Origin of the sequence: Sodalis sp. (in: enterobacteria) (assembly GCF_047607725.1) — a bacterium.
GTDB lineage: Bacteria > Pseudomonadota > Gammaproteobacteria > Enterobacterales > Enterobacteriaceae > JBLKSS01.
The window spans coordinates 1-14,644 of the sequence record NZ_JBLKSS010000084.1 but is presented as its reverse complement, the minus strand read 5'-3'; the positions used below and the strand labels follow the sequence as shown (position 1 = coordinate 14,644).

Sequence of the window (14,644 nt, the reverse complement as noted above, 5' to 3'; positions counted from 1 at the left end):
CTNANNTCNCCTCACCTCACCTCACCTCACCTCACCTCACGCGCGTCGCGCGATAATGCGCCGGGAGGGTCGCAACAGAACGCCGGAAGGAAAGACATTGGCCGGAAAGGGCGGCCGCGGGGCGGGATTATGGAATAGTGACTATATTTATTTTATTGTGAACTATTTATTTTAAATATAGTTCCATTCACTTCACTTTTACATGCAAAGATTGTTGATGCTCGGTGTATTATTATCGATCTCTCTCACACTCTCGCTAAAAAATAACGACGAATGTCATCAGGGGAAGCGGTTTGCTTATATTGGTCATCGCTAATTTTATTGCGACCATCACCTAGAGTCTATAAAGATTTATTTTTTAAGGTCATGTTTTTAAATTGATTTTATTTTTACTTCCACTATTTATTATCCGACTAATAAGGCGCTTTTACTATTTATTATTTTTATCATTATGATGTATATCGGTTATTTGTTGCCGTTCATATGGCTTGAAAGGTCAAAATCCATCGAGTATGATTCTGCGGTCAGTTCAATATCCGATCTATCAATGACATCAAGATCTGTTGAATGCTCGTTTTTATTTGAGCCTCTGCGGATATCAAATTATTAGTGGCAAAATATAATAAATATAGAGGGTATCAACATGAAACTACAGTATCTGTCTGTACTAGTTTCGGCTATAGTGATGGCCGGCAGTGCCGGGGCCGCCGAAGTTTATAATAAAGACGGCAATAAACTGGATCTGTACGGCAAACTCAATGGCATGCGTTATATGTCCGGCGATGATGATAAAAACGGCAATCGTTCTTTCATCCGTTATGGCTTCCGTGGGGAAACCCATCTTAGCGACGGGCTTATCGGTTTCGGTACCGGGGAGCATGAAGTCGGGCTGCGCCCCACCGAAAGCGAAGGCGCGAAAAGCACCTTTACCCGCCTGGGTTTCGTCGGTATTAAGTTCGCCGACGCGGGCAGCATTGATTACGGCCGGAACTACGGCGTGCTGTATGACGTCGGCGCCTGGACCGATGTGATGCCGGAATTCGGCGGTGATACCACCGTTACCGATAATTTTCTATCCGGCCGCGCCAACGGTGTGCTCACCTATCGCAATACCAATTTCTTCGGAATGGTGGATGGCCTGAATTTCGCGCTGCAATACCAGGGCAAAAACGACAGCAAGGCGGGTGACACCACCGGCCGCGGCCTCCAGGAGGCCAATGGCGATGGCTATGGTCTGTCCGTTACCTACGATTTGGGTAACGGCGTGTCCGCCGGTGCTGCAGTTAGCAGCAGCAACCGCACTCTGTCTCAGCGTTCGCCGGACGTCGCGCGTAATCAGGGCAAAAAGGCTGAAGCCTACGCTTTCGGCCTGAAATATGACGCCTATAACCTCTACCTGACGGCGCTGTATAGCGAAACCCGCAATATGACGCCCTACGGCAACTTCTCGGACGGATTACACGGCTTTGCTGAAAAGGCGCACAATCTTGAATTGGTTGCGCAATATCAGTTTGATTTCGGCCTGCGTCCCTCCCTCGGCTATCTGCAGTCGCGCATTGACGGTGACCAAAGCGGCAAGAGCCACGATATCAAAAAATACCTCGAGTTGGGCGCCAGCTACAACTTCAATAAGAACATGCTGACCTTCATCGATTACCGCATCAATCTGCTGTCCAAGGACGACTTTACCTGTGCCGCGCAGATCTCCACCGACAATATTGTTGCATTGGGTATGACCTATATGTTCTAACGTATCTGTCGCGACAAAGGATGTGGTTCGTGAAAAACGGGGCGTGCGGTGTGACCGCACGCCCCGCTGTTTGAGAAAAACACGCCGTCGCCTCCGCCCGGCGCGAGCGGGGAGATCTGCGGCTAAGGGATACCTGCGAGCGGGATTGCCTCGCGGGGATTAGTGACGTGATGGGGGCAGGGGTACTAGCGGTGGCGCTGATTTATCAGCGCTTTTTTGTGCATTTATTTAACCGCTTTAATCAGCGAAAATACGGCAAAGCCGAGCAAGACGGCTATGAAAATCAGATTCATCATCTCTTTGCTCTCCTTCTATCCTGGAAGGCGCCTATTATCGGCACAGAGGTGGATGAGGGTAATAGGATGATTCCGCAAGCGGGCGTCACGCCGCCCGGCACAATGCCTGATACTTTCGCCGTGCTAATAGGTAGGGTGCCTTAGGCTTTCGGCGTTGCCAATCGGTATGGCGCCCTAGGCTTTCAGTGTCGTCAATCGTTACGGCGCCTCATGTTTTCGATGTTAACGATCGGTACGGCGTCTCGTGCTTTCGCCGTGCCGATGGGTAGGACGCCTCATGTCCCAGCCGTGGCCCGTCCAGGCGCCAAGGTGTTTTCTGCCGCCTCGGGATTGTGATTGTCTTTCGGATAAACCATACTTTATTCTGCTTACATTCCCCCTTTGCCGACAGGATGCCCCTATGTATTTATTAAGAACGTCTCCGGCTTCGCCGTTTGGTCGTAAAGTCGCTTTGGCGGCGGCGGCAACCGGCCTCGCCGATCAACTGATTATCGAGCCGGCGGACGTCAATGATCCCAACGATAGTCTGCTAAAGCAAAATCCGTTGGGCAAAATTCCGGCGCTTATCACACCGGAGGGGCTGACGCTGTTTGACTCGCGGGTCATCATCGAATTCCTTGACGACAAAGCCGGTGGCGGCGTGGTGATCCCGCGAGGCGATTTCCGCTGGGCGGTTTTACGCCAGCAGGCGCTGGCGGACGGGCTGATGGATGCGGCGCTGCTGGTGGTCTATGAGGAGCGTTACCGCCCGGCTGCCGAACGTTCCCCGGGGTGGGTCGCGCGCCAGCAGGAGAGGATGGGGCGCGCGCTCGATTACGCCGAATTACATTATACTCTTCCGCCGGCAGCCAAAACGCTGCACGTGGGAGAAATTGCCCTTGCCGCCGCGCTGGGCTACCTGGATTTGCGCTTTGACGGCGCCTGGCGCCAGCACTATCCCAAACTGGTCTCCTGGCTCAATCTGTTTCGTCAGGCGCTGCCGGCCTTTGACGCCACCGGCGGCAAAAAGGAGGCGTGAGTATCAGCGCCTGTCAGCGAGCGCTGCCCGACTAAAGGCGCAGCGGCGTGCCAGGCTGCCGGGCGTGTCATGTTTCCGTTGCAAACAAGGATAATAGGTTATGGCGAACCGTTGGCTGTCGAAAGGCGCAGCTCTTACCGTCGCCGCAGCAATGTGGATGGGATGGCTTTGCGCGCCGGCGTTTGCCGCTCCGGCGCCGGTAAAAGTCACTTTTGTACAGGAATGGCCGGTGGCGGATGGTTTTTGGATCCCCTGGACATTGGGGATCAGTAAGGGGTTCTACCGCGACGAGGGCATCGATCTGAACGTGGTGGCGCCGCCGACCGTGGCCGACACCATGAAATTCCTCGGTACCGGCCGGGCGGATGTGGCGTTTACCACCGTCATGGACATCATCTTCGCGAAAGAGCAGGGGGCGCCGGTCATTTCCATCGGTCGCTACGGCATCGGCAATAACTGGGGCATTTTTACGCCTGAGGGGCAACCGGTCACGCTTGCGCAGTTAAAAGGCAAGCGCATCGGCATTTATAACGACGCCTGGACCAAAGCGCAGCTCTCGTTAATGTTAAAAAGCGCCGGCATGACGCTGGACGACATCCAGATGGTCGCCGCCGCCGCCGATACCGTGCCGCTGCTGTTGCAAAAACGGGTGGACGCAACGACCGGGATTAGCAACGCCGAAGGGACGGAAATTGCGGTGGCTGGCAAGCAGACGCCGGAATTTATGCCCGCGACACGCCATGGCGTGCCGGATACGCCGATATTCATGTTCGCCGGCAATCAACGCTGGCTGGAAAAGAATCCTCAGTTGGCTAAGGCGTTTATGCGCGCGACCGCGCGCAGTCTGCGCTATGCCATTGAGCATCCCGATGAAGCTACCGCCGCCTTCGCCGCCAAGTACAGTAAGTCTTATGACGAGAATTTCGTCAAACGCCAATGGCGCGACACGATGCAGGTGCTGGGCACGCCCGGCGACGATCAACTGAAGCAAAATGATAAAGCCTGGCGTGATGTGCTGGATGCGGCGACCTCTCTCGGCATTGTGAAAAGCGTCCTGACGGTGGATGAGTACTATACCAACGCCTATTTAGCGCAGGGGCAATGAGAGTAACGCCCCGTGCCTGAAGCCCCTCGGCAGCGCGCCCCGCCGCCGCTGCCGTCATCCTTCGCGCCGGCCCGGCGTTAAGCGCGCGCGTTATGCGGTCAGTGCATCGACAAAGCCAAATTTTTGATTAGCATTAAAATGTATAACTTACCGCTTTTTTTATTTGTCGATTATATGCAACGCTTGTAGAACTGTAACTCCGAAGGAAAATTGAGGAGTGAACAGGCGTGAACTTTCAGCAACTGCGTATCATCCGCGAGTCAGCCCGCTGCAACTATAATCTGACCGATGTTGCGAGCATGCTTTTCACTTCGCAATCGGGCGTCAGCCGTCATATCCGTGAGCTCGAAGATGAGCTTGGGGTGGAAATCTTTATCCGCCGCGGCAAGCGTCTGATCGGCATGACGGAGCCGGGCAAGACGCTGCTGTCGGTGGCTGAACGCATTCTCAATGAGGCCAATAATATTCGCCGGATTGCCGATGTGTTTGCCAATAAGGATTCCGGCGAACTTTCCATCGTCACCACCCATACCCAGGCGCGGTACAGTCTGCCGGGCGTCATTAAGCAATTTCGCGAACTGTATCCGCGGGTGCGGTTGGTGCTTAATCAGGGCAGCCCCGAGGAAATCGTCGCCATGCTGCAATCCGGCGATGCAGATGTCGGTATCGCCAGCGAGAAATTGATGACCGAAGAGCAATTGGCGGCATTTCCCTATTACCACTGGCATCACGCGGTGCTGGTGCCAGAAGATCACGAGCTGACCCGAGCACCGCAGCTTACCCTTGAGACCCTGAGCCGCTACCCGCTCATTACTTATCGGCACGGCATTACCGGCCGATCGCGAATCGATGTGGCTTTTCAGGCGGCAGGGCTGCATCCGGAAGTGGTGATCAGCGCTCAGGATTCAGACGTTATCAAGACCTATGTCGAACTCGGGCTGGGGGTGGGGGTGGGCCTGCTGGCGGATATGTCTTACAACCGCGAGGGATACCGGCCTGGTCAGCCTGAGCGCGGAGCATCTGTTTGAGGCTAATACCGTCTGGCTGGGGGTGAAACGGGGCCAGTTGCAGCGTAAATATGCCTGGCGCTTCATTCAACTGTGCAACCCACAACTGTCGTTGACCGAAATAGAAGAGGCGGTATTTGCCACCGCCGCGCCCGCCGCCGCGCTGGATTATCAGATTTAGAGCGTTTAACGAACGGGGTTGGGCCTGGCGGCAAATAATGTTAACGGACGCGGCCAGGGATCACAGGTATTGTGATAATTATCATTGTAAATAAACTCGGACTAATCTTATAATCGCCACATCCTTTACAAAGCTAACGCCATGGGCCCCCTCATGAGTGCCGGAGATAAGCGCCGGAAAGGATAAACGCAGTATGCCCCACACGATGGGGCTTTTTTTCCAGCAGAAAAGCGCATCGGCAACTTACCTCCTCGCAAGAGGGAGTACAGGAAAGGTCGTCGGTGCGCTTCTCTGTCACGCCATGTCACAACGCGCGCCGCTAAGCATACATCACCGACACAAAACCGATGATGGTCAGCGCCAGTCCAATCAAAAAAGCAATATCGTTGGTATACATAACATCACCTCCGCGCTATCACTTTCGTTTCCTTATCAATATCATGGACCCGACCTGTGCTTGAGGCTGTGATGGGCTTTCCATTTTGATTAAAAGCCGCGCATTTTATCCCTCAATGGCGTGGGGACGTTCCGTGACGTACCCTGTGGGCGCGCGCGCCGCCCTCCGATGTCATAGGGGGCCGTATTCACGTTCTCCGCCACCCCTTTGATCTTGGCTGCGGCGCGGCCGGTGCTGGCGACGTATCTTCCTTCGGCCCGCGGCAATGATTCAGTTCATCAGGCGTATTCCCCTGGTGGTCATGATGTTCCTTGATGTCTCTTAAATGGTACCCTTGCCATGGGGCGTGCCCGGCAAAGCGCGCACCCCCGGGCGCGGGGCGCGCCTGAAATCGGTTTCAGTGAAAACGTTTTCGGGCCGCGGCGCCTAAAGATTAAGCGCGAACGGGGGCATTATCTGGCCCGATTTTCAGGGCATGCGATCGTCGTCGCCGCGCGGTTTACAGGCCGTTTTGGTTATCATATATATAATGTGTTCATTTATTTTTTCTCTGGTAGTGATTTGCCTTAACTATGCTGAAAAAGACGATGCATTAAGAAAGTCAGTAAGGAGTGGGTTGTGCGGTTGCTTTATCAACGTATTATTGTGTTAATCAGTCTGTGTGGTCTGTTTTCTGCGGCATCGGCAGCGACGTCGGCGACCGACAGCCAGCCGGCGCCGTCTCCGGGTCTTTGGCAGCAATTTTCGCAGAATGTGGCCGAGACCTGGCGTAACTCCCCCCATCAGGATCTCTACGTGCCGGCCATTACCTGGCATAACCGTTTTACTTATGACGACGAACATATTCGCCGCTACAATGAACGCGCCCTGGGGCGCCGGCTTATGGTATCTCGCGCTATGACGAGAAAGGAAACTGGCACGCCATCTACGTGATGGCGTTCAAGGATTTGTTCAATAAGTGGGAGCCGTTCGGCGGTTATGCCTGGGAAAAACAATGGCGTCCGTTTGAGCGCTATCAGGATATCCACTTTGGCGCCGGTTTTACCGCCGGCGTAACGGCGCGGGATAATTGGAAATACATCCCCGTACTGGCGCTGCTGCCGCTGGCTTCGGTCGGTTATAAGCAACTGACGTTCCAGGCCACCTATATCCCCGGTACCTATAACAATGGCAACGTATTCTTTGCCTGGCTGCGTTATCGTTTCTGACGCGGGTCCCACCGAGATGCCTTCGCGATAAAAAGCGGTTGCTCCCGCCCGGCGGCTTTGTATACTCGGACAAGGTTGCAGTCCTCGGCGCAACCGAATGCATCGCGCTTGACGAGCCGCCGCGGCGGGCTGGGCCAGGCCGGTTGACCTGTCAGGGTGATCACTTCCGAGGAGCAGGGTATGGCTAAAACACGCGTCGGGGTCGTTTTCGGCGGTCGCTCGGCGGAGCACGAAGTTTCCCTCCAGTCGGCCAAAAATATCGTCGATGCTATCGACAGGCAACGATTTGACGTCGTGCTGCTGGGCATCGATAAACAGGGGAGCTGGCATCTTCATGATGTCGCCGATTATCTTCTGCACGGTGATGATCCCGCCCGTATCGCGCTCAATAACAGCACGCGGGAAATTGCCTTGTTGCCCGGCCGTCGTCAGCATCAGTTGATGCAGGCCGATCGCACTGACGCGCTGTTTCAGCTCGACGTCATTTTCCCTATCATCCACGGCACGCTGGGCGAAGATGGCTCGCTGCAGGGACTGCTGAGAATGGCCAATATGCCCTACGTTGGCTCGGACGTGTTGGGCTCGGCCATCAGCATGGATAAAGATATCACCAAGCGATTGTTACGCGACGCCGGTTTGTCGGTGGCGCCTTTTCTGACCTTGTCCCGCGCCCAGCGCGCGCGCAGCCGTTTCGAGGAGATAACCGCTACCCTCGGGCTACCGCTGTTTGTCAAACCGGCAAATCAGGGATCGTCGGTGGGCGTCTCCAAGGTCACCGACCGGGAAAGCTTCGAGCAGGCGCTGACGCTGGCGTTCAGCTTCGATCACAAAGTGTTGGTGGAAACCGCCATCGTCGGCCGCGAGCTGGAATGCGCCGTGTTGGGCAACGACGCGCCCGAGGCGAGTCTGTGCGGCGAAGTGGTGCTGAGCGACGGTTTTTATTCCTATCACACCAAATATATCAACGAAACGGGCGTGCAGGTGGTGGTACCGGCCGACATCAGCCAGGCCGTCAGCGATAAAATCCGGCGCATCGCGCTACAGGCGTTCACCGCACTCAACTGCGCTGGCATGGCGCGGGTGGATGTTTTCTTGACCCCGGACGGCAAGGTGATGGTCAATGAGGTGAATACGCTACCGGGTTTTACCAATATCAGTATGTATCCAAAACTGTGGCAGGCGAGCGGCCTGAGTTATACCGACCTCATCACCCGTCTAATTGAACTGGCGCTGGCGCGCTACCGGCAGGATCAGACGCTTGCCAGCTCGCTGACCCTAAGCGGCCCGGTCACGCCCCAATAAAGCGCCGCCGCGGCCGATGGCCATTTTCCTTTAGAGGCTACTGACGGCCTCAGAGCGCCAATTTGCAGGCCAGACCGGCATACACCGAGGCCAACAAATAGCGCGGCCACTGCGGCGCGCGATGATCGGGGGCCTGCAGGCTGCGACCAATACGGCTGGCGGAAAGGATCACGGCCCCGTTCACCACCAATCCGATGGCATTGAGCACCGTGGCCATCAGCAAAATCTGTAGCGCCACCGATCCCGCCTGCGGCTGCACAAACTGCGGAAATAGCGCCAAAACAAACAACGCCATCTTGGGATTAAGCAAGTTGGTCATGAGGCCCTGGCGGAATATCGTCCCCAGCGGCCGGCGACCGCCACCGATGCCGCACCTTCACGGCGGCAAATCATTTTCCATGCCAGATAGAGCAGATAGACCGCGCCGGCGCCCCGAACCAGCTGGTAGACCAGCGGCGCCGCTAGAAACAGCTGCGACACCCCAAACGCCGCCGCAAGCGCATGGCAATAGGTGCCAGCCATAATCCCGCCGAACGTGGCGAAACCGGCTCCGCGTCCCTGGCTGAGGCTGCGCGATACAATGAGCAGCATATCAGGCGCCGGTGTCAACGTTAGCACCAGGCAGATGGCGGAAAATAGCAGCAGTGATGAGGTAAGTAACATCCTGTTCTCTCGCCAGACAAAAAAGAGTCCCAGCATAAAAGCGCGGGCGGAGGTACACAAGCAGTTTTTAGGCGCCAGCCAAGCGCCCCAGTCTCACCTTGCTCATCCTACAGACCGCGCCCACATTCAGTGGAATAGCCGGTGCGCCAGTTCTATCAATTGTGCGAAAAATTCCAATAGCAGCATCTGATCTCCCGACCTTGCGCGCGACGTTAGATTACCGGGTCGGTAATCGGCTGAATAAGTTGCGAGCTGTCATTGTAGATATTCCCGACCGCGGAGGAAACCGGGTGCCAAACAAAGGCCGTGGGCGGCAGCGCGCGGGTCTCCGCCAGCTCGTAGGCGTCATCCTTATCGAGTGCGGGATCAAGTCATTGCCGCGCGCTTTCCCCGGTGAACACCAACGGTGGCCGGCTATGCGTATCCACCGGTCCGCGTTCACCCGGCCCGGTCAACAAAACGACACCGTCATCGTCATGGGTGGAAAGGGAGGCAGGATCAAAGCGGCCGATGGCGGCAAAAAAGTAAGCGCCCCGTGGAGGACGTCTTGAATTATTGGTGGGTTTGTTGTATAGCCCAATAAGAATATGTTCCACTACGATGCCTAGTGAACCCGCATCCTATAAGGGACGGCTGTCAGATCATGGATAATCCGGCGATGATAGTGTCCACTTAAATTTTAATGGACACTATCACAAACATCAGAACCACTAATTTCATATCACTCAAACCGGGATGGAAATAAAAATTATTAAAATCAATACAATGTGAAAATGCAATGAGCATAAGCGTGTAACGTAGGTTTACTGTCTCATACAACAAACCCACCAATAATTCAAGACGTCCTCCACGGGGCGTTTACGTCAAAGTCTTGGCCAAATATTGAGTTTTTTTGAATCTTATCCAAAATTGAGTCTATTATGGTTCTATCGTTTAGGATTTGTTCATTAATATTTTTGTGTTTAAGTTTTCTATTTTTTTTGTCAAGTGCTTTGGTATAAAACCGATAACCGCGGGTATGCTTTCTGGGGTAGAGTGCGGCGTCGGGGGCGTTATGAATTCGCCGTAAATGCTTTCTGTGATAACAGTCGCGCTATCTGTAATGGTGAATTTTCTTGATTCAATCGGCGTGTTTTTAACTGTTTCTAATGTGTCTATTTTTAATGTTGGTTTTCTTTTATTGTCTGGAGTATTCACTGATTTCTCTAACGAGAATGGGTTGTATTTAAAACCGTGACATTCATCTTCGATAAAGTCATTTGCTGTGCTTTTTTGAAAGCAACACCAGTATTGGGTAAATTTCATTTTATCGTGCATCTCATGGCAATGAAAATATTTCGATAGAATATAATTGTATCGCTTTTTTTATCGATAGAGGGAAATAACTCATTTCCATAAGTCTTTTTATCTGACAACTGGTATGTCGATATATATTACTGTTATTGGGTGAATGATGAATCAATTACATCGCAGAATTTACCAGCTAACCTTTTCAGCAGATGACAGAATTGAAATTTACGATAATGTCAGACAATACTTGCTGGACGGGATTAGCATTGAAAACGTGTTTGAAAAACTGATATTGAACTATACGAGGAGGGTAAAACAGCCTAATCATCCGGTTGCGTTAATCGTTAGAGAATGGTTGGGGAACGTTGCTAACGGTTTTTCGCTTGCTGAGTCGATGCGAGAGTGGATACCCGCGCAGGAACTGAGCGTGATTGATTCCTGTGATGCGGCTAACCGGCTGCCTGCCGGTTTTTTGAATGCCATACGCATTGTGCAAGCATCAGACAAGATAAAGAAATCCATCCGAAGTTCGTTGACGGTGTCTCTGTATCTATTGTCGCTGATGTTTGGGATCATCAGCATGATATGTGTTTTTCTGGTGCCTATTCTGAAGCAGTCCGTTCCTCTATCGGAATGGAGCACGGCGCAGATGTGTATTTATTATCTGTATGTGTTTCTCACCGACTACAGTCTGTTGGCCTTGCTCTTTATGGTGATGGTGGCTTACGGGATAATGAAATCATTGCCGCGCTGGACGGGTAACCTCCGGTTTCATGCGGATAAGTATCCGCCCTGGTCACTGTATAAAAATCTGTATGGGGCGACCTTTATTCTTAATGTTGACGCCATGCTGTCATCGGGGATCCCCATTGAGGAGGCGGTGCAAAAGATGCTGTCGGCGTCCGCGTCCGCCTGGCTTAATGAGCGGCTTCAGGCCACATTGAATGCGATGGGATCGGGAGGTGAAGAGAATCTTTGGCACGCGCTCGATATTACCGGATACGACTTTCCGGGGGAGGAGGCGATAATCAAGATGCAAAGTCTGTTTGACACGGCCAATAAGGAGGGGTCATTAAAACAGTTTGGTGATAAATGGCTGGAAAAGACCATATGCAGTGTGGAAAAAACAGGTGAACGCATTAAGTTTTTCTGTATGTTTGCAACGGGTATTGGGCTGTGTGCCATTATCGCTATTATGTATGATTTAATTCAACGCGAATTTCATATTTAAATTTTTTCTATCGGTAAATGTCTGTCAAGCCATTGATGGGCTGCTTTGCTTTTATTTATTTAAGGATGTTATTATGAAAACCATTAAAAATGGTGTTGTCAATATCACTGATTCCAGCATTTCAATCACGATTGGGCTTTTTCTGCTTTCGTTAGTGGCGGGAGTGGCCTATGTCGTCTGGGGAAACGTGAGTAAAACCAGCGAGGTCAGTCTGGTCAATAATATCATTATGGAAACACGGGGCATGATTTCTTCCAACGGTTACGGCACAGAGGATTATGTGCCAGCCCTGATTGCGGGCGGCTCTATTCCGTCGAGTGTGACGGTGAGCAGAGGAAAAATCTATAACAAATCCGGTGGCGTGATTACCGTGGTGGGGAACGGTGTTGGCTTTATCGTCTCAAGCACCAAATTATCAAAAAAAGCCTGTATCGGGCTGGCTAAAGGGGTGGGTACCGCTGATTTGGAATCAACCAAAATTAACAGCACTACACTGACCGGCGAAGTGACGGCGGTGGCAGCTAAAACGGCCTGTTCAAGCGAGGCCAATACGGTTGTCTTTACCACCAAATCTTAAGTGGTGACCATGAACGTAACCAGACTGGCTGACGCGGGATTCGTCGATCTTTATCTGGGCAGTGACTATGCCGAAATTAAAGGCATGACCGGGGCGGGCCGTGCGCTGGTCCCGGCACCCGCCGGATTGCAGGACGATATTCAGGCATTAAAGAAACGCTGTAGCGAGGTGTACAAACAGACCGGCAGAGCAGAATACGCGGTGCATCATGATGACCGCCGTTACCGCGTCACGGTGGCGAATGATTTGCAGGATAATGAAACCTTTATTATTCGCCAGACCCCGGACGGGATACGGCCCATTGATAAAATCGGTTTTTCAAGCGATCTGATCCGCTCGGTGAACGATGTGAAACAAACGGGGCTGGTATTGATTTCCGGGCCGATGGGGGCGGGAAAAACCACCACGGCGGCCTCGGTGGTCAGCCAGCGTATCCGGCAGACCGGCTTGCTGGGGGTATCGATTGAGGATCCGATAGAAACCCTGTTACAGGGACAGCACGGCAACGGGCGCTGTATTCAACTGGAGGTCGGCGAGCGTGAAGGCTATGCCTCGGCGACGAAAAAAGCGTTCAGGATGGGGGCGACCACCTTTCTTCTGGGGGAGATCCGTGATGGTGAGACGGCCCACGAAGTCCTGAAAGCCTCTCTCAGCATGTTTGTGGTGGCAACGCTTCATGCGTCGTCAGTGATTGAGGCGATAGAAAAATACAGCATTCTGTGTGAGGAGAAAAACCATCATGCCAAGGCCATGATTGCCAAATCGCTGTATATCGTGACCTGGCAGACGCTGACGCCGATTATCAGGGCGGATGAAATTGCCGGTTATCATGTCGATATGGTGGGTTTCAATATTAAATGCGCGACGACACGGGATGTTATCCAGGCCAAGATGCGTCGGGCGAGCTTAAATCGCTGAACGATCAGTTTGGGGCCATTCGGTATCGTTTTACTTAAAGGACGCAGACGATGGTCAGATTAAAAAAAGGTCTCTGGCAGATAACTGATGTGAGTATTGCCGTGCTGGTTGTTATCGTGATGGTGGCCATTGTGATAGGGCCGCTGGCGTATAGCCTTCAGGACTCGGTGAGGATGAATATTGCGGCGTCCCAGGCGAGGCGGGTTGAAGCGGCGGTGAATAAATATATTACGGATAATTATGCGGCTATCGGTGCGGCATCATCGCCCAGCCAGGGGTATACGCTGACGGTGCCGATGCTGGTGACGGCGGGGTATTTGCCCGCTGGTTTTTCTGCCCGTAACAATTATTCCAGTACTTACAAAACGTTAATTTATCAGCCAGAGAAAAACAAATTTCACAGTATGACGTTTTTAACCGGCGGTACCCGTCTCAGTCTTAGCCAGGCGCGCAAGCTGGCGGGCTATATCGGGGCCAGCGGCGGTTATATCCAGGGGAATGTCGCAAAAGGTGCACTGGGGGCCTGGACGGAAAAGCTGTCGGCGTTTGGCGGCTTTAATCCCGGCGAGGGGCATGTGGTAATGGCGGGCTTTTACGCCAATGGCGCGATGGTTAACGATTACCTCTACCGGAAGGCGGTGCCGGGTCACCCTGAACTGAATACCATGTCTACCGCGCTGGATATGGGTGGAAATGATGTGAATGCGGTGAACAACCTGTCGGCCTCGGGAACGGTCAGCGCCAGGGAGGTTAACACCAGCGACACGGTGAAGGCCAAAACCACGCGCACGAGTGGCGAAACCTATACCGGCGGCTGGTTCAGAACGACCGGGGATTCCGGCTGGTATTCGGAAAAATGGGGCGGCGGCTTTCATATGACGGACAGTACGTGGATCAGGGCATTTGGCGGCAAGTCCATCTATACCTCTGGTGAGCTTAAAGGCGGGCGTGTGCGGGCCGATGGACGTCTGTCTACCGGTGAATATTTGCAACTGGATGGTACGGCGCAACCCGGTGCGGGATGTGGCCCTAACGGGCTGGTAGGACGCACTTCAGAGGGGGCGTTACTGTCTTGCACCAATGGACGCTGGACGTCGGGGGGAAGTCTGGAGCAGCGTGAGTGTCAGCAGGTTGGAAACTGGTGGGGGCGTGACTTCAGGGAATATCGTTGTCCTGCTGGCTGGTATGCTTCGGGATTGCAATTTGTGGGCCATCAGAATGAAGAGTCCGCTTATGTGATTACCTGTTGCCACTAAGTGTCTCTCGTAAAGAGAATCTTTTTTTATTCCAGGTGATAAATTATGAACGTCAGCTATGCATTTATGCTGGTGATGTCAGCGCTTGCCGTTTTTCAGATAAGCCAGATTGATAGTGCACACAGAAATACCACGGAAGCGATTCAGATTCAGGCACTCACCACGACATTTCTTCTTTACGCGGACGGTCTGGACAGGTATTTACAGACAAATTCCGCCGTTCAGGGCGAGGTGACGGATAAATTGATACTTTCCGCCTGGCTGGAAAAAAACAAACGTGTCCACGCCTGTATCGATAGTGGCCGGGGATATGTGTATACAGCAAACCGTCCTGCATTATTGTCGGCGTTGCTGATGCGAACAGGGAATTCCTCGCTGATTGGCAGTGGTTATCGCAACGGGATTAATACGCCTTCCGGGGAATTGACCCGCCCGCCGTGCGTCC

General features: G+C 53.1%; 12 protein-coding genes and 3 pseudogenes. 12 read left to right on the top strand and 3 right to left on the bottom strand.

Translation table 11 applies throughout. The features are described from left to right. Positions 1 to 643 precede the first annotated feature (643 nt). The 7 genes and pseudogenes from ompC to ddlA all read left to right on the top strand — a co-directional run bounded on the left by ompC (position 644) and on the right by ddlA (position 8,264). On the top strand, positions 644 to 1,750 hold the full coding sequence (gene ompC / locus ACMX3H_RS08425) for a porin OmpC (RefSeq protein ID WP_415210489.1): 1,107 nt from the start codon (positions 644 to 646) through the stop codon (positions 1,748 to 1,750). 191 nt (positions 1,751 to 1,941) lie between these two features. Continuing rightward, positions 1,942 to 2,190 (top strand): hypothetical protein, encoded by a 249-nt coding sequence (locus ACMX3H_RS08420; protein WP_415210488.1) that lies wholly within the window; start codon positions 1,942 to 1,944, stop codon positions 2,188 to 2,190. A gap of 256 nt (positions 2,191 to 2,446) precedes the next feature. Next, positions 2,447 to 3,064, top strand: coding sequence for a glutathione S-transferase family protein (locus ACMX3H_RS08415; protein WP_415210487.1), 618 nt, complete (start codon positions 2,447 to 2,449; stop codon positions 3,062 to 3,064). Between the two features lie 100 nt (positions 3,065 to 3,164). Next, positions 3,165 to 4,169, top strand: coding sequence for an ABC transporter substrate-binding protein (locus ACMX3H_RS08410; RefSeq protein WP_415210486.1), 1,005 nt, complete (start codon positions 3,165 to 3,167; stop codon positions 4,167 to 4,169). A 227-nt stretch (positions 4,170 to 4,396) separates the two neighbouring features. Beyond that, a pseudogene (gene cbl / locus ACMX3H_RS08405) lies at positions 4,397 to 5,357 on the top strand (HTH-type transcriptional regulator Cbl). A gap of 1,063 nt (positions 5,358 to 6,420) precedes the next feature. After that, positions 6,421 to 6,962: pseudogene (gene pagP, locus ACMX3H_RS08400) on the top strand (lipid IV(A) palmitoyltransferase PagP). A gap of 180 nt (positions 6,963 to 7,142) precedes the next feature. Then, a complete protein-coding gene (ddlA, locus tag ACMX3H_RS08395) occupies positions 7,143 to 8,264 on the top strand; it encodes a D-alanine--D-alanine ligase (protein ID WP_415210485.1) in 1,122 nt (373 codons plus the stop codon). 49 nt (positions 8,265 to 8,313) lie between these two features. Here ddlA and ACMX3H_RS08390 read toward each other — a convergent pair. The 3 genes and pseudogenes from ACMX3H_RS08390 to ACMX3H_RS08380 form a co-directional block, all read right to left on the bottom strand. Next, positions 8,314 to 8,927 (bottom strand): annotated as a pseudogene (locus tag ACMX3H_RS08390) (LysE family translocator). Between the two features lie 371 nt (positions 8,928 to 9,298). After that, positions 9,299 to 9,523 (bottom strand): hypothetical protein, encoded by a 225-nt coding sequence (locus tag ACMX3H_RS08385; RefSeq protein ID WP_415210484.1) that lies wholly within the window; start codon positions 9,521 to 9,523, stop codon positions 9,299 to 9,301. 337 nt (positions 9,524 to 9,860) lie between these two features. Further along, on the bottom strand, positions 9,861 to 10,232 hold the full coding sequence (locus ACMX3H_RS08380) for a hypothetical protein (RefSeq protein ID WP_415210483.1): 372 nt from the start codon (positions 10,230 to 10,232) through the stop codon (positions 9,861 to 9,863). Between the two features lie 145 nt (positions 10,233 to 10,377). Here ACMX3H_RS08380 and ACMX3H_RS08375 point away from each other — a divergent pair, with 145 nt between their 5' ends. The 5 genes from ACMX3H_RS08375 to pilM all read left to right on the top strand — a co-directional run. Then, positions 10,378 to 11,448 carry a conjugal transfer protein gene (locus ACMX3H_RS08375; RefSeq protein WP_415210482.1) on the top strand — a complete coding sequence of 357 codons (1,071 nt, stop codon included), beginning with the start codon at positions 10,378 to 10,380 and terminating at the stop codon, positions 11,446 to 11,448. Positions 11,449 to 11,521: 73 nt separating this feature from the next. Then, on the top strand, positions 11,522 to 12,025 hold the full coding sequence (locus tag ACMX3H_RS08370) for a type 4 pilus major pilin (protein WP_415210481.1): 504 nt from the start codon (positions 11,522 to 11,524) through the stop codon (positions 12,023 to 12,025). 9 nt (positions 12,026 to 12,034) lie between these two features. After that, positions 12,035 to 12,943: an ATPase, T2SS/T4P/T4SS family gene (locus ACMX3H_RS08365; RefSeq protein ID WP_415210480.1), complete on the top strand. Its 909-nt coding sequence runs from the start codon at positions 12,035 to 12,037 to the stop codon at positions 12,941 to 12,943. Between the two features lie 89 nt (positions 12,944 to 13,032). After that, positions 13,033 to 14,199: a shufflon system plasmid conjugative transfer pilus tip adhesin PilV gene (gene pilV / locus ACMX3H_RS08360; protein WP_415210479.1), complete on the top strand. Its 1,167-nt coding sequence runs from the start codon at positions 13,033 to 13,035 to the stop codon at positions 14,197 to 14,199. Between the two features lie 45 nt (positions 14,200 to 14,244). Continuing rightward, positions 14,245 to 14,644 (top strand): type IV pilus biogenesis protein PilM (gene pilM, locus ACMX3H_RS08355; protein ID WP_415210478.1); only part of this gene is annotated, 400 nt, incomplete at its 3' end.